Genomic DNA, 18,163 nt, shown 5'->3' on the forward strand with positions numbered 1-18,163 from the left:
ACTTTACGTAAGCACTCTGGCATGCTTGTTACGCAGGTCCGTTCCCTGTACTTACCTGAACTTTCCTGCTTATGGTCCCTATCACAGATCCCTGGTTTTACGCCGCAGCCATTCCCGCGGTGTTTCTTGTCGGCCTGTCCAAGGGCGGTTTCGGCGGCACAATGGCCATGCTCGGCGTGCCGATCATGACGCTTGTCATCTCACCGCTTCAGGCAGCCGGGATCATGTTGCCGATACTGGTGATCATGGATGTGGTCGCGCTGACCGCCTACAAGGGCCGCGCCGACTGGAAAACCTTGTCGCTTCTCATTCCAGCCGCTGTGATTGGCATTGGAATCGGCTGGACGACAGCTGCTTATGTGGACGACACATTCGTAACGCTGCTGGTCGGAGTTACCTCTATCGCATTCGTGGCGGATTATGTCTTCAAGCGGAGAAAGGCAGCCGAGGGCGCGAGACACAATCCGCCGAAAGGTCTGTTCTGGGGGTCCATCGCCGGCTTCACCAGCTTCATCAGCCACACTGGCGGCCCGCCATTTCAGATGTACGTGCTGCCACTGCGTCTGAGCCCCGCTCTTTTCGTCGGGACGGCGGTGATATTCTTTGCCGTTGTAAATGCCGTCAAACTGATCCCGTATTTCATGCTCGGGCAGTTCGACACCACCAACCTGACAACGTCTGTCACGCTGTTTCCCGTTGCCCTGATCGCAACCCTGGCAGGTGTCAGGCTGGTCAGGATCATCAAGGGCGAGACCTTTTACGGGATCATCTACACCTTCATGGGTATTATCGGCGCGAAACTGACCTATGACGGCATTTCGGCGTATCTTCTGTGATCTGCAGCATCCGGGCCAAATGATGCATTGCACACTTGATCATTTCCGGCTTTCATGACGGAAAATTGATCAAGGGAGGATGATCATGGGTTCCAATGTCAGCCCTTACTCGCAAGGGCTTGATAAGAATACGGCTAACTACGCCCCGCTTAGCCCGCTTAGTTTTCTTGCACGCGCTGCGGATGTTTTCCCCGAACGCACTGCGATCATCCATGGAAAGCAACGGACCGATTACCGGACATTCTATCGCCGGTCCCGCCAGCTTGCCTCGGCCCTGAGCACACTCGGCATCGGCACCAATGACACTGTCAGCGTAATGCTGTCCAATGTCCCGCCAATGCTCGAGGCCCACTACGGCGTGCCCATGGCCAAGGCGGTTCTGCATTCCATGAACACCCGTCTCGACGCCGCGGTCATTGCTTTCCAGCTCGATCACGCAAATTGCAAGGTCCTGATCACTGATCGGGAATATGCCGCCGTCATCAAGGAAGCGCTTGGCATTGCGAAGGTTAGGCCAACGGTGATCGACTATTCCGATCCGGAATTTCCGCAGGACGGAGAGCGGCTTGGAACGCTCGATTATGAGGAGTTCCTGCAGTCAGGTGTTCCCGAATTCACATGGTCCCTGCCGGATGACGAGTGGGATGCCATCACGCTCAACTATACGTCCGGAACCACCGGAAACCCGAAAGGCGTGGTGTACCATCACCGCGGCGCCTATCTACTCGCTCAGGCCAATGTGATTACCGCCTCCATGGCCAAACACCCAGTCTATCTCTGGACCCTGCCGATGTTTCATTGCAACGGCTGGTGTTTCCCCTGGTCTCTGTCGGTCGTGGCCGGAACGCATGTCTGTTTGCGCTGGGTCCGTCCGAAACCGATGTGGGACCTGATCGCCGACGAAAAGGTCACCCACCTGTGCGGCGCGCCGATCATCATGTCGACGCTTCTGAACGCAGGCGACGATCAGAAACGCGAACTCGATCACGAGGTCGATTTCTTCACGGCTGCTGCCCCGCCACCAGAAAGCGTTCTGGCCGCCATGAAGACCGCTGGCTTCAACGTCACGCATCTTTACGGTTTGACCGAAGTCTACGGTCCGGCGGTGGTGAATGACTGGAAGTCGGAATGGGACGAATTGCCGCTCGGTGAGCAGGCACAGAAGAAAGCAAGGCAAGGTGTACGCTATGTCGCACTGGAAGACCTGACGGTTCTCGATCCCGAAACTCTGGATCCGGTTCCGGCTGACGGGGAAACGCTGGGCGAAGTCATGTTCCGCGGCAACGTGGTCATGAAAGGCTATCTGAAAAATCCCGAAGCCACGCAAAAGGCGTTTGAGGGTGGCTGGTTTCATTCCGGAGATCTCGGCGTTATGCACCCGGACGGCTACATCCAGCTCAAGGACCGGTCGAAGGACATCATCATTTCCGGTGGCGAGAACATTTCCTCCATCGAGGTCGAGGAAGTTCTCTACAAGCATCCCGACGTCCAGGCTGCGGCTGTTGTCGCCCGGCCGGATGAAAAATGGGGCGAAACGCCCTGTGCCTTTGTGGAACTCAAACCGGGCTCGGAAGCCAGCGAAGCGGACCTGATCGCGTTCTGCCGGGACTATCTCGCCAACTTCAAGACTCCCAAGACCGTGGTCTTCTGCGACCTGCCGAAAACCTCGACCGGCAAGATCCAGAAATTCGCCCTGCGCGAGCAGGCAAAGGCACTCTGAATTCCTGACAGATGCCTGCCTCAAAATACAAAAACGCCGCGACTTGCGCGGCGTTTTTTCATTTCACGGTTTGATGCGTCAATGGAGGGTCACATCTTGCCGTATTCGCTCAATCTCGTCCTTGATCTTGAGCTTTTGCCGTTTCATGTCAGCCAATTCCAGGGAGTCTGTACTCGGGTGCAACTGAGCGTCCTCAATCTTGCGTTCCATTTCCGCGTGACGGCGCTCGAGTTCGGCGAGATGCGACTGCATTGACATGGATAAAACCTCCTGTCTGTTGGCTCAACAGCTGCACACTGCCACAGAAAATCCAGCCTTGTCGATTGCAGATTCTGCATATCTGACCTGTTTCGACGTCGAATTATGCATTCGAGCGACTATCCTTAGAAAACCTTGAAAAACTCGCTTCAAATAAGCGGTTCAAAACTCATGAAAAATTCCCACAACATTTTCGTCAGCTTACAATTGTCAAGGCAATGCAATTTTTTTCACAATCTGTTTTCCTGCCGGGTTTTCGAAGCATCTAAAATTAGGCCGGAGGCCCGACAAAGATGCTATCTTGCCCGGTAGCAGTAAAATGGAATAGGACTTGTGTCCTGATTTGGGGGACATGGATGGCGGAAATGGAAACGGATGCACTGCGAATGGAGCTCGCACAGCTCCGTCAGGAACACAGGGATCTTGATGTGGCAGTGGAGGCGTTGGCGGCAACCTCTAACCATGATGTCCTTCAGTTACAGCGCCTGAAGAAGAAGAAACTGATGATCAAGGACCGGATCACGGCGCTTGAGGATCAGCTCTTTCCGGACATCATCGCCTGACAAGCCCTCCCCTTGCGGCTTCCAGATCCAGCATCCTATCCAACTTTTGGCCGGATTCCGGCGATTGACGCTTGCGATGCGCTGCGCTCTGCCTATACTCCGCGGCTCTTCTGAGCCAGCTGGAATGGAGAGCATGAAATGGCACAAGCTGATGTCGCAATCATCATGGGCAGTCAATCCGACTGGCCGACTATGAAACATGCGGCGGACACGCTCGATCAGCTGGGCGTCAGCTACGAAGCCCGAATCGTTTCCGCACACCGAACTCCGGACCGCATGTACGACTTTGCCAAAGGAGCAAAGGCCGAAGGGTTCAAGGTGATCATTGCGGGAGCCGGCGGTGCCGCGCACCTGCCAGGAATGACGGCCTCGCTCACACCGCTCCCGGTATTTGGCGTGCCGGTTGAAAGCCGCGCCCTGTCCGGCGAAGACAGCCTCCTGTCAATCGTGCAGATGCCAGGCGGAATTCCCGTCGGCACGCTGGCAATCGGCAAGGCAGGCGCGACGAACGCGGCCCTTCTGGCAGCCGCGGTCCTGGCCTTGAGCGACAAGGACATCGAAACGGCGCTCGACACGTACCGGGCAAACAGAACGGCGTCGGTTGCCGAACACCCGACCGACGACATCAACTAAGGCTTCCGGCAGCAACAGGAACAAGGTGATGAGCGCAAAGTCCCGCTTGAACCCAGGCGATACCATTGGAATTCTAGGTGGCGGGCAGCTCGGCCGAATGTTGGCCCAGTCTGCGGCAAGCCTCGGCTTGAAGACGCATATCTATTGTCCGGATTCAAACAGCCCGGCCTTTGATGTCTGCGCGTCCCACACGCTCGCCTCTTATGAAGACACCGACGCGCTCGACCGGTTCGCCGATGCGGTCTCCGTCGTAACCTATGAATTTGAAAATGTGCCGGGTCAGACCGCGGCTCATCTCGATGCCAGGGTTCCAGTCAGGCCAGGTGTCCGGGCGCTCGAAGTCTCGCAGGACCGCCTGTTCGAGAAACAGTTCCTGTCCGGTGCGGGTGTCTCAATTGCCGATTTTGCCGAAATCAATTCGCAGCAGGATCTTGAAACCGCACTACAGAGTTTCGCCGGCAGGGGTGTTCTGAAAACACGCCGCTTCGGTTATGACGGCAAAGGCCAGTTGATGATCCGTGAACTGAAAGACGCCGAGGGCGCGATTGAGAAACTTGGTTCGGTACCTGCGGTGCTGGAGGATCTGATCCCGTTCGAGTGTGAAGTGTCGGTTATTGTTGCAAGGGATCTTGAGGGAACCTGCTCCAGCTACGATATTGCCCGCAATCATCACGAAAATCACATTCTGAAGACCTCGACTGTCCCGGCCGGTGTTTCTGAAGCAACCCTTGAGGTCGCTCGCACCATGGCCGAGCAGATCGTCTCGAGCCTGGAATATGTGGGCGTGATGGGCGTTGAAATGTTCCTTGTAAGGGACGGCGATGTTGAAACGCTTCTTGTCAATGAAGTTGCGCCACGCGTGCACAATTCCGGTCACTGGACACAAGACGCCTGCCTGACCTCCCAGTTCGACCAGCACATTAGGGCCGTTGCCGGATGGCCGCTCGGCTCTTCGGCCCGTCACTCTGACGTTGTCATGGAAAATCTGATCGGCTTCGACGCGGATGCCTGGGAAGATGTTTTGAAGGAATCGTCAGCACGCCTGCATCTTTACGGCAAGTCCGAAACGCGGGAAGGCCGCAAGATGGGGCATGTGAACAGGGTTTCTCCAAAGTCGGATTGAAGGTGCCGACCGGTGACACCGGCACAGACCTGTGTCGCCGATTGTCTTAGCCTCTGACCAGTCCGAGCTGCTCGCGCTTGGCAAAGCGCACATTTGCCAGCAAGGCAACGCAAGCCAGACCTCCGGCGAGACCGCACCAAACGCCAACGCCTCCCCAACCGGCTGCAAACCCGAGGCCGAGGGACAGGCTGATGCCGACCCCCCAATACCCGAACAACGCGTAAAAGAGCGGTATCGTGGTATCACCCAGCCCGCGCAGGTTGTTCACGCCAATGATCTGCCCGCCGTCGGCCAGCTGGAACAATGCCGCGACCAGCAGGAACGACACGCCATAGGCAAGGACTTCTTCAGCCTGCGGATCGTTGAGATCGAGATAAAGCCCCACCAGCGTCTCTGGTATGGTCCAGAAAAGCACCGCGAAGCAGCCCATGAAGATCATGGTGACAGCCAGGGATGTCCACCCGGCCCGGCCGATTCCGACATGATCGCCGCGACCGGCCGCAAGACTGACCCTGGTCATGGCGGCAACCGAAAGTCCGACCGGCACCATGAAGGTGATCGAGGCGATCTGCAGTGCGATGCCATGTCCCGCGAGCGGGATGGTCCCCAGCCAGCCGATCATGATGGCTGATGCGGTGAAGAGCGAACCTTCCGCAACAATCGTCAGACCGATCGGTGCTCCCAACCGCACGATCTGAAAGAAGACCGGCCAGTCGGAACGCCAGATTCGGCCGAGAATGTTGTAGCGTCGAAGCTTGGGATGCCAGAGCGAATAAAAGAGCAGAAAGAGAAATGTGGTTGACGCACTGAATACGGACGCGATTCCTGCGCCAACAAGCTCAAGGCGCGGAAAACCGAATTCACCGAAAATCAGGACATAGTCCAGAATGGCATTTACGACAGCACCCGCAATCGTTGCCCACAAGACCACCTGCGTACGTTCCATCACGGTCAGGAAGCCACGAACGGCCATGATCAACAGAGCAGGTGCCATCGACCACTGCAGGACGCGCATGTAAACCCCGGCCAGCCGCGCCAGCTCGGGCTCCTGTCCGAGCAGCAGCAGAATCGATTCGATGAAGAACAGCACGCACCAGACCGGCAGGCAGAAAAGCGCGGAGACCCAGAACCCCATGCGCACGGCCCGGCGCAGGTCGCGTGGTTTGCGCTGACCGCGCGCACGTGCAGCAAGCGGAATCACGGCCTGCAGAACACCCATGCCGAAGAACCAGAGCAGCGTGAAGAAGTTGAATGCGAGCACCGAGGCAGCAAGTTCTTCCGCGCCCAAGCGGCCGATCATGAGCACGTCCGTCGTGTTGATCGCCATTTGCGCGAGCTGCGCTCCGGCAAGCGGCAATCCAAGGGCCAGCGTTGGCAGGATGTCACTGCGCCAAAGAGATGTGCCCTGCGCCGAACCGGGGGCTTCGGACGCACGCTGCGCCATTGCTTCCTCCAACAATTAGGGCTAAGACCCGCCTTCTTGATCGAGGCTTGAGGCCTGGGTGAGGCTTTCACCTCTAATCCGCAAAAGACAAAGTGTCCATATTTCTTCTCCGCCTGGAAACGACGCTGAGTCAGAATAGGCGTTCTTTCTTTGCGAATGACTGTGGACACATAGGGTTTGCTCTGGTATTAAGCCCGCCAAAGTGAGCGACGCGTCAGCGGCGATCCGGTTTCTGTACACAAGTGAATGCATTGTACAAAAGTGCTTATTGCGTTGACTGCTTGTGATCAGGGCAGTCGCGTAGATTGTTGACAAGACCTCGCTTCAATCAAAGTCCAATTCTGGCAAAGTCCAATTCTGGCTGTGGATAGGCCGCAGCGCATCGAAAACGGGAAAAAACGCGTGCAGGTTCTGGTTCGCGACAACAATGTCGATCAAGCGCTGAAGGCGCTCAAGAAAAAGATGCAGCGCGAAGGCATCTTCCGTGAAATGAAGCTTCGCGGTCATTTTGAAAAGCCGTCTGAAAAGAAGGCGCGTGAAAAGGCTGAAGCTATTCGCCGTGCGCGCAAGCTGGCTCGCAAGCGGGCACAGCGTGAAGGTCTGCTCCCGGGCAAGTCCGCTCGCCGTTAATCCGGCTTGAGTGCGCCTGGCGGTGAAGACCGCCATTCCTAAGCATAAATGCCGTAAGGCCGGCCGAAGTTACGGTCGGCTTTTTGGCGTTTGTTTCAGATTGCTTGGGACATGAGCGGGCAATTCCATCCGCAGTCACATTAACGCCCAATTGGAGGCAGATGAACGGCATGTCCAATCGCTTGACTGTAAGAGATCATATGTGCCGCATGCGCAAGTATCTGCCCCATGCAACGCTGTTCAGCCTGGCTACACTCCTGGCTGCATGTAACACCAGCGGTGTTTATAACGACGTTCCGATCAACAGCTCGGTCGGCTCGTCCACCAATATTGCCTCCCTTACCGCTGTAATCGAATCCAATCCTTCGGATGCGAATGCATACAGCACGCGCGGCATCGCATATGGTCAGGCCGGCAAGCTTGACCTTGCAATTGAAGACTTCAATCGTGCGATTCAGTTGAACCCGCAGTCCTATCAGACCTATGCCAACCGGGCATTGGTCTATCGCCGCCAGGGCAAGAACGACCTGGCTGTTGCCGACTACACGCGGGCCATCAATATCAAGCCGGATTACGACGTGGCATATGTCGGTCGCGGGAACATTTATCGTCAGCAGGGCAACTTCAACGCCGCCCTCGCCGACTTCAATTCCGTGATCGCCCGCGACAGCTCCGATGCAAGAGCATTCTACAATCGTGGCCTGATCTATCAGGCACAAAACCAGGACAACCTGGCGATTGAGGACTTTGCGACAGCCATCGGACTGAATCCGAAGGCAGCGGCTCCCTACATCGCCCGCGGGATTTCCTATCTGGCCGTAAACGATCCAAACGCAGCGTTTTCCGATCTGTCCATGGCAGTGAATCTCGACCGGGAATCCTCGGTTGCCTGGGCAAATCGCGGGCTGGCTCTCGAAATGCTCGGCAAGCAGAAAGACGCACGCCGCAACTACACCCGCGCCATGTCCCTGGACAATTCAAACAAGATTGCACGGGACGGATTGGGCCGGGTCGGTCAGGGCTAAGGCCCGTTTTCCCGAAGTCGGTTTTCTAGAACGGGCACTCGGCCCGGAAAGTCACGCGCTCGCCACTTGAAGGATGATGCAGCTCGAGACTTTCTGCATGCAGAGCCAACCGATCCGATGCGGTCAGTGCATCACCTTCAGCATAGAAGCGGTCACCGATGATCGGATGTCCGAGCGACAACATGTGCACGCGCAGTTGATGAGATCGGCCTGTGTGGGGAAACAGCCGGACCCGAGAGGTTCTTTCTGTGCGGTCCACTACCGTCCAACGGGTCAGTGCCGGCTTCCCGTGCTCGAAACTCACCATCTGCTTCGGACGGTTCGGCCAGTCGCATACCAGAGGAAGATCGACCTCCCCTTCCTCTTCCGACAGATGTCCCCAGACTTCGGCAAGGTAGGTTTTGCGGGTCTTGCGTCTCTCGAACTGCAACCCCAGATGACGATGCGCCGCCGCATTCATTGCCAGAACCATCACACCGGATGTGTCCATGTCCAACCGGTGCACGATACGCGCGCCTGGATGAAGTTCCTGGGCACGCCGCTCCAGGCAATCGGAATGTTCTTCCGCTTTCCCCGGAACACTCAGCAGTCCACTCTGCTTGTTGACGACAAGCAGGTCGGCGTCCTCATGCAGGATCGGCAGGAAGGGATCCGCGGGTGGGCGGTAGACAAACGGACCGGGCGCTGAATGGTTCATAGCCATTGCTCTAAAACGAAAGGCGCGGACCGAGCCGCGCCTTTGAAACACATACCGGAGATTGTTCCATCGTCAGCTGAGTGTCGACGGAAATTCCGCAGGCTTAAACCAGCAGAATGGTCAGAACGCCGGTTGCCAGAAAAACGGCTGCAGGCGGAATCCAGCCGGTCGCACCAAGTGCAAGGCCGATAGCGGAAGCAACGATGGTCGCGATCAGCATCAGCCAACCGAACACGGTTGCGGCAGTGCCGCCAAAGGCGAACAGGATCAGGCAAAGGACGACGTTCAGGACAGCCACGGTTCCAACTTTGGAGAAGTTGATGAACCCTTCGTATGTCCGCTCGTGAGCGTCGTAGTCCATTGCGGGCGCGTTGTTGTCAGACATAAAGTCCCCCAGGAAGATTCATAAGTCGGCTGCCTTCATACAATAAAGTTTTCCGGTTCGGCAATCATCGGATCGGCAGAATCCGCCCTCTGGGACGCGACTTTTTGACGAATTGCCCTTGAGACTATGCAAATCGGCCACATCCGGGGATTTCATGACCGGTTTTCAGGCTGCAGTCGGGGCTCCGACAAGACCCGCGCCCTCAAGAACACTCTGCTGGCGCCGCCGAACCGTGGCTGCTTCGAAGCCTTCGATCTGCTCGTTGAACATCTCGAAGAAATTCAACTCTGCCCGTAAATGCAGAAACACTCCTCCAAGGCCGATTGCGGCTCTATCCATGAAGACAAACTCTTGCGGCACGGTTACCGGTCCCAGTTCCTTGAGAGCGGAATGGACACGGAACGCTTCCTTGCGGCCATACTCGGCCGCTGAAACGCCGTCGGCGATCGAACGGACCCGGTCACTGAGCAAGGGACCGTAGATAAACCTTGCCCAGATATTGAGGACCTCAATGATCTCTTTCTTGAGGTTCTTGAAACCCCAGCGCTCATAGGCGGAAACGACCCGGTCGTTATCCTCTTCCAGAAGGCCCCGGTAGAGTTCCACGACCCCCTCGACAAAGGCTTCCGGGAAGATGCGGATACAGCCATAGTCGAGCAGATTGATTCCGGCTGGGGCGCTTTCCTGCTCAAACACGGTGTAATTGCCCAAATGCGGGTCACCGTGAATGACACCATAGTGGCTGAACGGATGCCACCATGCGTGGAACATGGTCCTCGCAAGCAAATTTCGCTCTTCCTGACTATGCTCCTTGTATTCAAGCAAGGGTTTGCCCGTCAGCCATCCCATCGTCAGAAGCCGCCCGGTCGACAGGTCATCCATGACTTCCGGTATCCGGATCTGGTCGGCATCGGACAGAATCTCGCTGTACATTGCGATATGCGCAGCTTCGCGCACATAATCGAGTTCTTCGCGAACCCTTGCGCTGATTTCCTTGGCAATTTCACGTGTATCGATGGCAGGGCTCATGCGCCGGTGCAACGAAAACAGCATTTGCAGCTGTTTCAGATCCGCCTCCACCGCGGAAGCCATATCCGGATATTGCAGCTTGCAGGCCAGAACCCTGCCGTCATGGCTGGTGGCACGGTGCACCTGACCAAGTGACGCCGCCGCGGCCGGTTCCCGGCCGAATTCGTCAAACCGGCTTTGCCAGTTCGCACCGAGCTCAGCCCGCATGCGCCGCTTGACAAAGGCCCATCCCATGGGAGGCGCACTTGCCTGCAGTTTCGCCAGCTCCGTCGTATATTCCGGCGGCAGGGCGTCCGGTATGGTCGACAGCAGTTGAGCCACTTTCATCAACGGACCTTTGAGACCTCCAAGCGCAGCTGCAAGCTCGGCGGCATTCTTCGCATTGTCGAGCTCCATGCCGAACAACCGGGCACCGGCAACCTTGGCGGCAATGCCACCCATATTGGTACCGACCTTGGCATAACGCCCCATCCGGGCACTGAACCGATTGCTTTCCCGGTCTTTGGACTGCGGCATGTGATGGTTTGCTCCCAATTGCTGTTCAGGCGCTGTCTCCACGCACTAAATATGAACTACTGCGGCAATATCCAGTTGATTTGGGCGACGAAGCACTTCAGGGCACTGCAGACTCGGTGAAAAAACCCTCCAGAGCGCCTGCCAACGCATCGCGCGTTTCGCCCAGCCCCTTGTAGTCAAGCTGGTCATCATCCAGCGCCAGCAACTGCTTGTGAAGACCTCCCGCGATGTCGGCACGATCGTCCTGTGTCTTCAGCGCCGCCAGGGGATCGTGATGGATCTTGATTGCGAACAGGATATCCCCGCTTTCGGGCAGTCGTCGCAATGTCTGACGTTCCACCCGCAGGAACAAACTGGCCAGGGCCTGGTCCGGACAGTCGAACCGCATGTCCTTGGGAAGCGGATGATGAAGATCACTATCGGGATGTATCGACCAGTTGAACCGGCACACAAGCTGATCGACCTTGAGATTGTCAAACAACCGCGCCACCATCTGACCCATCCGGCTGCCATTGAAACCCGGCACGCCTTCGTGAATGCCGCTCATCGATTTTCCGAACTTTTCGGCAAGGGACCAGGAGGACGGAAAACACAGGGACGCCGCCACCAGCCGATACCCGTCATCGCCCGGACGCATGAGGATAAGATCTTCCTGTACAAGCCTTGACGCGGTCAAAAGCGCGGGCTTGTCGGTCAAAGACACTTCGCGGCCAGCAGTCGGAATCCCGACCGATCCGGATGCGATCTGATGCGTCGCGCCATGGAATCGGGACAGATTGTCTGTGATGAGAGCTAGGACTTCCGCCTGGGCCGCTTCCGTGCCGGCTTCCTCTCGAAAGACACTGTCCGGTTGAAGCGAATAGAGACGTTCTTTTTCTGCCAGATGAACGGCAAAAAACGGATCCGGCTCCAGCCATATCGCCTCATCGATCGGCTTCAGGCCGACTGTAAATGGCTGACTGGTGCCATCATAAGGGGTGTGCTGAAAGGAAGGCGACGAACTGAACGACATGCAGTCTGACCTGCGGATAAGGGGTTGGCACTCAAGCGCAAGGCGCTCCGCATCCGATCAAATTCGCCGACGCCATTCAAGTCGATTTTCGTCTAGCTTGCTTCCTTCAGGCCGAAATTCAGGACTAATGAATTTCGGACATCTGGACCTTGCGTCCCTCCTTGGCCGACTTGATGGCAGCTTCGGCCAATGCCAGCGCAAGCAATCCGTCTTCACCTGAAGGGGAAGCGATCGTCCCTTCCAAAATCGTGTCGACAAAGGCGCGAATTTCGGCGGCATAGGCATCCATGTACCGGGTCATGAAGAAGTCATGGAGCTGCGGCCGCGTGAAACCATCCGAATTCGCCAACTCGATGGAAACCGGTCTCTGATTTTCCGCCGTCAGCATCCCGGTCGATCCGAACACCTCCAGGCGCTGGTCATAGCCATAGGCCGCGCGGCGGGAGTTCTGGATCGTGCACTGCTTTCCGTCAGCCGTCGTCATGACCACCGTCACCGTGTCGAAGTCATCATGTTCTGCGACCCTGGGATCCACGAGGACCGAGGCCGTAGCCTGCACACTGGCGACCTCTTCACCCAGCAGGAACCGCGCGATATCGAAATCGTGGATCGTCATATCGCGGAATATGCCGCCCGAAACGTCGATATATTCAAACGGCGGCAGACCGGGATCGCGGGAGGTGATCGAGACCTGCTCAACGGTCCCTACCCTGCCATCGACAACGGCTTTTCTGACGGCTGCGAAATGCGGATCGAAACGCCGATTGAAGCCGAGCATCAACGGAGTGCCTGCCTCACGCACAACCTCAAGGCAGGTTTTCACCCGCTGCAAATCCAGATCGACCGGCTTTTCGCAAAAGACAGCCTTGCCCAGGCGGGCGAAACGTTCGATCAGATCCGCATGAGTGTTTGTCGGCGTGCAGATCAGAACCCCGTTCAGACCTTCCATCCCCGCGATTTCGTCAATCGAGGCCACCTGACAATTGTATTTGTGTGCGACCGCGCTTGCCGCGGTTTCCAGCGGATCGGCCACCGCCACGAGCGTTGCTTCCCTGATGCCGGATATGGCATGGGCATGCACCTGACCAATCCGCCCGGCGCCCAATAAGGCCAGCTTCACTGTCATCCTGTTTTCCTTCGTCGGTTTTCCGGTTGCCTAGTAGGCACGCCCGGAAGCGGGCCTAAGCGGTTTCGGCAAATTCAGGCTGGGTCTTTGCGCCGGTGATATAGGAAACCACATCCTCGCCATCGGTCTCTTCCTTGCGAAGATTTGCGCAGATGCGCCCGCGCCGGAACACGACGATCCTGTCCACCAGGTCGAACACCTGCCGCATGTTGTGGGAGATCAGGATCAACGGTTCGCCCTGTTCCTTCAGCGTGCGGATGATGTTTTCCACTTGCGCGGTTTCCTGCACGCCGAGTGCTGCAGTCGGTTCGTCCATGATGGTCAGCTTGGAGTGGAAGGTCGCTGTCCGTGCGATGGCCACACATTGCCGCTGACCGCCCGACATATTGCGGATCGTGTTGCGAATGTTGGGGATCTTCACCGCGGTCTTTTCAAGTCCCTTCATGGTTGCCTCGCGCATGCCCTTGTAGTCGAGCAAACGGAAAGGTCCGAGAAAGTTCAGCTTGGTCAGCTCCCGGCCAAGAAACAGGTTATCCGGAACATCCAGATCGTCGGCAAGCGCCAGCGTCTGGAAAACCGTCTCGATACCCGCCTCGCGGGCCTCGAGAGGTCCGGCAAAGTGAACCTGTTTGCCGTCGAAGATGATGTCGCCGCGCGTGCGTTGCTCAACCCCGGTGATCTGGCGGACGAAGGTGGACTTGCCGGCCCCGTTGTCGCCCATGATCGCAACATGCTCGCCCTTGCGCAGCGAAAAGCTTGCGCCTTCCAGAGCGTGGACGCCACCGTAATGCTTGGTCAGGTCCCGGGTTTCAAGGATGATATCACTCATGTCTTCTCCCCTCAGGCCCGTGCCGCCGCGCGGCGCTGGCGCCACTGATCCAGAACAACCGCAGCAACGATGATCACGCCCTTGACCATTTCCTGGTAATAGGCATCGAGCCGCAGGAAGGTGAAACCGGAAATGATCACGCCGAAAATCAGCGCCCCCAGCACCGTTCCCAGGATCGAACCGCGTCCACCGGAAAGCGAAACGCCGCCGATGACCGCCATGGCAATGGCGTCAAGTTCATAGACCAGCCCCATTCCGGCTTGTGCCGTCAGGTTCTTTGAACTCAGAACAATTGCGGCCAGCGAAGCAAGAGTTCCGGCGATGACGTAAACAAGCACCTTGTGCCGGTCGACGCTGATCCCCGCCATGCGCGCGCCTTCTTCATTGGAGCCGATGGCATAAGTGTGCTTGCCGTAGACGGTGTATTTCAGGACGAGGTGAAACAGGATTGCCAGCGCGACGAAAATGATGACCGGCATCATGCCGGCGCCAATCGAAGCGTAACTCTCCGTCGGAAAGGAAATCGGGTTGCCCTTCGACCACCACTTGGCGATACCGCGCGCGGTCACCATCATGCCAAGCGTGGCGATGAACGGCGGAATGCGGGTATAGGCAATCAGGAGACCGTTAACGGCCCCCGCCACGATACCGCAGGCCATGCCGACGACAATCGGAATAATCACGGGAAGGTCAAGCAAGGCCGGACCGAAGATCGCCTTGGGATTGGGATTTCCGTTCACCTCGGCAACCTGCGCGAAACTCATCGCGATCATGGCGGTTGCGCCGACAATCGAACCGGAACTCAGGTCGATGCCACCGACAATGATGACCTGCGTCACGCCGAGCGCAATTATGCCGATAATCGCGACCTGCAGGATAATGATCTTGAGCCGGGCTTCATTGAAGATGGAATCGAACCGGTCATTGCTGTCGAACAGAAAACTCTGTCCCATCAAGGCCGCACCAAGCCCCTCAAAAATCAGAATGATGAGCACGAGTGCCATGAAGACGTTGAGCTCGTTCGGCCATCGCCGCTTTGTGGAGTCGAATTTAAGGCCGCCCGTCCCATGCGTCGTATCCGACATGTTCCGGCTCCTCCCAGGTTGTCGTTCGTTTTCTTTTGCGAAAAGAAAGCCGGGTGACGCCTCGTTCGCGCCACCCGGTCAGGCTGTTCAGTGACGTCAGTTCTTCGACAGGTAGTCTGCGATGTTGCCGGGTGTCACGAGTTCAAACGGAATGTAGACCGACTGCGCTACGTCTTCGCCGCGTGCCAGCGACAATGCCGCGTTCAGAGCACCGGAGCCCTGCCCGGCTGCATTCTGAAAAACGGTGACATCCAGATCACCGGACTGCATGGCTTGCAACGCATCCTGAGTCGCGTCGATGCCGCCAACGACAACTTCATCCATGCTGATGCCATTGGCCTTCATCGCCTGGATTGCGCCGATCGCCATTTCGTCATTGTTGGCGAAAACCGCATCGAACGGTTCACCGGTCGACAACCAGTTCGTCATCAGATCCTGAGCTTCGTTCCGGCTGTAGTTAGCGGTCTGCTCATCAATCAGGGTGATGAAGTTGCACATGTCCATGCCGATCACGTCATGAACATCCTTGGTGCGCTGGATCGCAGACTGGTTCTGCAATTCACCGATGAACAGATACGCGCGCGCTCCGTCGGTCTTGCCCGCGGCACGCAGCTGCTGGCAGACTTCGAATGCCTGCAAAGTACCCGACTCGATTTCGTTCGAACCGACGAAAGCCTGATTGTCCGGCATGGTGTCGAGGTTGATCGGCTGACGGTTTACATAGACCAGCGGCACGCCTGCAGCAGCGGCCGCATTGGACATGGCCTCTGTTGCAGAGGTATCCACCGGATTGACGATGATTGCATCGACACCGGATGCGATGAAATTGTTGATCTGGTCAAGCTGCCGCGCAACATCGTTCTGCGCATCCTCGATCTGAACGTCGACCCCGTCCATGCCGTCTGACAGTTCCTGGATGCCGTTCCGTAGAACGGTCAGGAAATTGTCGTCAAACAGAGCCATGGACACCCCGATGTTTTCGGCCATGGCACTGGTCGACAGAAGTGCGGACATAGCGGCCGCCGTTAGAAAACGCTTCATGATTTCCTCCACTTTGACTGAAGCAATAAAGGGTTTGTCACCCCGGAAGGAGCGACGTTTCGGCAGACACGGCACTGTCCAAGTGCCTCATCGATGCCTGCAACTCGTCTTTCGGCTGTGCGAAATTGTGAACGATGGGAGAAAAGGCTTCATACGAGACCGGTCCGTCGAAACCTGCATCCAGCAGGTCCCGCAGCTGTTCGATATTGCCCAGCCGATCGTTCGGCCCGACCAGAACGCGATGCTCGTCGCCGATTTCCTGCAATGCGAGATCGTGATCCTCGACACCTGAAACATGGACGATGCCGGTGGCGCCCGGAAAAATCTCGGTTTCGCTTGCAAGGTAATGATGGAAAGTGTCATGGACCAGCTTCAGCTGCCCCTCGCCGCCGAGAGAAGCAATGGCTTCCATCGCTTCGGATTTGTAACGCAGCGATGAATGCTCAAAGCCGAGCGGCTCAACCAACCCGACAATGTCGAAGGATTTCAGCATCGGCAGGATTTCGCGAAGAGCGAGGCGCAGGTTCGCCTGACGCTCGCCATTGCCGCAACCATGTCCGTCACATCGCGGAATCAAACTGATCGTTTCCGCTCCGATGGCTTTTGCGATCGTCAGCAATACCTCAGCTTCCGACGCCTTCCGGTCGTCCCAGGCATTGAACATCTTGACTTCGGAAAGCCCGAGTATCCGCAGGCCTGAAGCTTTTGCCTTTGCCTTGACCATGTCGGGTGCATCGCCGTCGAACAGTTCAGACGGGAGGTCATTCCTGAACTCGACGCCAATGCACCCGAGCATCGCCGCCAGATCAAATGCGTCGGTATAGTTCTGGCGAGCGACTGTCATGTGATTCAAGGCGAATTGAAGCGCCATCTGGACCTCGGGGCTGTGTTTCGAATTGCCCGTACGCTTGCAGGTCGGAAGGTCTTTCTTCAATCGCGAAATCGGCAATTTTCCATCATTTCTGATGAAAAAATCATGTTTTTAATGATGTAATTTCGTCAAATTCAGAGAATTTCCGGAACAAAGATATCCGGTTGGAGGAAAATCTGGCGCGGTTCGTCGGTGACGCCATTGTCGGCGGCGTCCAGCATCGCTTCGACAAGAGTTCCGCACAGCTTCTCCAGGGGCGTGCTGTCAATGAGCGTGACATAACCATCCTGCAGGGCGCTGCTTGAGATCTCCGTCAACTCGTTGACGACCATCGTGACCTGTGCGGGGTCACACCGCTCGCGCACCGCCTCGATCGCTCCTTCCATCCCTCCACCGGCAACAAATATGCCGCGCAGGTCGTCATGGCGCTGGAGCAGATCCAGCGTTGCCTCATAAGTCACGTTCCGCGTCTCGAGATTGACGAGAGTTTCAAGCAACTCGAACCGCTTGGGCTGCTCGCGGAAATAGCTGCGAAAGCCGGTTTCCCTTAGCTCATGACCATGCCAGCGGCTTCCACCGACAAAGACGGCCACCTTGCCGGTCCGGTGACCGGTGTTATAGATCGTCCAGGCTGCCATACGCCCGATCTTCATGTTGTTTAGGCCGACATAACTGTGCCTCAGCCCCTGAGCGAAATCGTTGAGCAACGCAAAGACAGGAACGTTGCGGCGATAGAGTTCACGGACGGCACGGGTCGTCTCGTGATGGTTCACCGCGGTCGCCGCGACCGCATGATTGCGCTGCCCCAGTTCGTAGATCAGCTCCGCCTGTTCTGCCGGGTCCTGGGACTTGGCAAAGACGATGTTCGGCTGACCGCGAACGGAGGCGCATGCTCGAACCTTTGCACCGAAGGTGTCGGCGAAACGCTTATAGAATTCCTGGTTTTCCTTTTGCAGAAGAATGCCCAGGCGACGCTCCGGGAGATCTGAACGCAAACGTTGGAGAATGAGGGGGGCGGCGTGGTAACCGATCCGTTCGGCAGCCTCATACACCTTGCGTGCCGTCGCCTCGCGAACCTTTTCACGTCCGTTCAGGACCCTGTCGACAGTGGCAGTGCTTACTCCGGCTTCGCGAGCCAGATCGGTGATTGTGGGGCGCCGTGACATCGAAACTCCTGTGCTGGAATTTGATGTTATTCAATCATCGCAATTTCATTGAAACGCAAGTTTTTTGACGAGGGCGCAAAACAGCCGGAAGGAAAGCGACCGGTCAGAACACTCTCCATGCCTGAAACGAAAAAGGGAGAGCTCCAAGGAACTCTCCCCTGATCAAAATCAAAA

The 18,163-nt window shown here is 56.9% G+C and carries 19 protein-coding genes; 7 read left to right on the forward strand and 12 right to left on the reverse strand.

The annotated features are described in order from the left end of the window. The first annotated feature begins 71 nt into the window (after positions 1 to 71). Positions 72 to 836, forward strand: a complete 765-nt coding sequence (locus ABLQ08_RS11855) for a sulfite exporter TauE/SafE family protein (protein WP_352942154.1) — start codon at positions 72 to 74, stop codon at positions 834 to 836. Positions 837 to 921: 85 nt separating this feature from the next. Further along, positions 922 to 2,556 carry an acyl-CoA synthetase gene (locus ABLQ08_RS11860; RefSeq protein WP_352942157.1) on the forward strand — a complete coding sequence of 545 codons (1,635 nt, stop codon included), beginning with the start codon at positions 922 to 924 and terminating at the stop codon, positions 2,554 to 2,556. 78 nt (positions 2,557 to 2,634) lie between these two features. On the opposite strand, the gene ABLQ08_RS11865 is transcribed toward ABLQ08_RS11860, so the two are convergent. Continuing rightward, the gene (locus tag ABLQ08_RS11865) at positions 2,635 to 2,814 is read right to left on the reverse strand and encodes a YdcH family protein (RefSeq protein WP_352942159.1); all 180 of its coding nucleotides are present in this window, start codon (positions 2,812 to 2,814) and stop codon (positions 2,635 to 2,637) included. Positions 2,815 to 3,170: 356 nt separating this feature from the next. Here ABLQ08_RS11865 and ABLQ08_RS11870 point away from each other — a divergent pair, with 356 nt between their 5' ends. The 3 genes from ABLQ08_RS11870 (at position 3,171) to ABLQ08_RS11880 (ending at position 5,133) form a co-directional block, all read left to right on the forward strand. Next, positions 3,171 to 3,377: a YdcH family protein gene (locus ABLQ08_RS11870; protein ID WP_352942162.1), complete on the forward strand. Its 207-nt coding sequence runs from the start codon at positions 3,171 to 3,173 to the stop codon at positions 3,375 to 3,377. 138 nt (positions 3,378 to 3,515) lie between these two features. Continuing rightward, on the forward strand, positions 3,516 to 4,010 hold the full coding sequence (purE, locus tag ABLQ08_RS11875; RefSeq protein WP_352942166.1) for a 5-(carboxyamino)imidazole ribonucleotide mutase: 495 nt from the start codon (positions 3,516 to 3,518) through the stop codon (positions 4,008 to 4,010). A 28-nt stretch (positions 4,011 to 4,038) separates the two neighbouring features. Beyond that, positions 4,039 to 5,133 (forward strand): 5-(carboxyamino)imidazole ribonucleotide synthase, encoded by a 1,095-nt coding sequence (locus ABLQ08_RS11880; protein ID WP_352942169.1) that lies wholly within the window; start codon positions 4,039 to 4,041, stop codon positions 5,131 to 5,133. 46 nt (positions 5,134 to 5,179) lie between these two features. Here the strand turns inward: ABLQ08_RS11880 and ABLQ08_RS11885 are convergent, their stop codons facing one another. Beyond that, positions 5,180 to 6,577 carry an MATE family efflux transporter gene (locus ABLQ08_RS11885; RefSeq protein WP_352942172.1) on the reverse strand — a complete coding sequence of 466 codons (1,398 nt, stop codon included), beginning with the start codon at positions 6,575 to 6,577 and terminating at the stop codon, positions 5,180 to 5,182. 402 nt (positions 6,578 to 6,979) lie between these two features. On the opposite strand from ABLQ08_RS11885, the gene rpsU reads away from it, so the two are divergent. Together rpsU and ABLQ08_RS11895 are read left to right on the forward strand one after the other, a co-directional pair. After that, positions 6,980 to 7,207: a 30S ribosomal protein S21 gene (rpsU, locus tag ABLQ08_RS11890; protein ID WP_008188883.1), complete on the forward strand. Its 228-nt coding sequence runs from the start codon at positions 6,980 to 6,982 to the stop codon at positions 7,205 to 7,207. Positions 7,208 to 7,377: 170 nt separating this feature from the next. Beyond that, the gene (locus tag ABLQ08_RS11895) at positions 7,378 to 8,232 is read left to right on the forward strand and encodes a tetratricopeptide repeat protein (protein WP_352942176.1); all 855 of its coding nucleotides are present in this window, start codon (positions 7,378 to 7,380) and stop codon (positions 8,230 to 8,232) included. A 25-nt stretch (positions 8,233 to 8,257) separates the two neighbouring features. On the opposite strand, the gene ABLQ08_RS11900 is transcribed toward ABLQ08_RS11895, so the two are convergent. The 10 genes from ABLQ08_RS11900 to ABLQ08_RS11945 form a co-directional block, all read right to left on the reverse strand. Further along, positions 8,258 to 8,929, reverse strand: a complete 672-nt coding sequence (locus ABLQ08_RS11900; RefSeq protein ID WP_352942179.1) for an RluA family pseudouridine synthase — start codon at positions 8,927 to 8,929, stop codon at positions 8,258 to 8,260. A gap of 103 nt (positions 8,930 to 9,032) precedes the next feature. After that, complete coding sequence (locus ABLQ08_RS11905) at positions 9,033 to 9,314, reverse strand: aa3-type cytochrome c oxidase subunit IV (protein WP_352942181.1); 282 nt, start codon at positions 9,312 to 9,314, stop codon at positions 9,033 to 9,035. A gap of 165 nt (positions 9,315 to 9,479) precedes the next feature. Further along, positions 9,480 to 10,859, reverse strand: a complete 1,380-nt coding sequence (locus tag ABLQ08_RS11910) for an ABC1 kinase family protein (RefSeq protein WP_352942184.1) — start codon at positions 10,857 to 10,859, stop codon at positions 9,480 to 9,482. A 97-nt stretch (positions 10,860 to 10,956) separates the two neighbouring features. Continuing rightward, positions 10,957 to 11,871 (reverse strand): heme-dependent oxidative N-demethylase family protein, encoded by a 915-nt coding sequence (locus tag ABLQ08_RS11915; protein ID WP_352942186.1) that lies wholly within the window; start codon positions 11,869 to 11,871, stop codon positions 10,957 to 10,959. Positions 11,872 to 11,995: 124 nt separating this feature from the next. Then, positions 11,996 to 12,997 carry an inositol 2-dehydrogenase gene (iolG, locus tag ABLQ08_RS11920; protein WP_352942188.1) on the reverse strand — a complete coding sequence of 334 codons (1,002 nt, stop codon included), beginning with the start codon at positions 12,995 to 12,997 and terminating at the stop codon, positions 11,996 to 11,998. 55 nt (positions 12,998 to 13,052) lie between these two features. Further along, on the reverse strand, positions 13,053 to 13,826 hold the full coding sequence (locus tag ABLQ08_RS11925; protein ID WP_352942190.1) for an ATP-binding cassette domain-containing protein: 774 nt from the start codon (positions 13,824 to 13,826) through the stop codon (positions 13,053 to 13,055). Between the two features lie 11 nt (positions 13,827 to 13,837). Then, a complete protein-coding gene (locus ABLQ08_RS11930; RefSeq protein WP_352942193.1) occupies positions 13,838 to 14,911 on the reverse strand; it encodes an ABC transporter permease in 1,074 nt (357 codons plus the stop codon). A 96-nt stretch (positions 14,912 to 15,007) separates the two neighbouring features. Beyond that, on the reverse strand, positions 15,008 to 15,952 hold the full coding sequence (locus tag ABLQ08_RS11935) for a sugar ABC transporter substrate-binding protein (protein WP_352942195.1): 945 nt from the start codon (positions 15,950 to 15,952) through the stop codon (positions 15,008 to 15,010). 37 nt (positions 15,953 to 15,989) lie between these two features. Then, entirely contained in the window at positions 15,990 to 16,823 is an 834-nt protein-coding gene (locus ABLQ08_RS11940; protein WP_352942197.1) for a TIM barrel protein, read from the reverse strand. A 134-nt stretch (positions 16,824 to 16,957) separates the two neighbouring features. Next, a complete protein-coding gene (locus ABLQ08_RS11945) occupies positions 16,958 to 17,989 on the reverse strand; it encodes a LacI family DNA-binding transcriptional regulator (protein WP_352942200.1) in 1,032 nt (343 codons plus the stop codon). Positions 17,990 to 18,163: the final 174 nt, after the last annotated feature.

Source organism: Roseibium sp. SCP14 (assembly GCF_040329475.1).
Taxonomy (GTDB): domain Bacteria; phylum Pseudomonadota; class Alphaproteobacteria; order Rhizobiales; family Stappiaceae; genus Roseibium.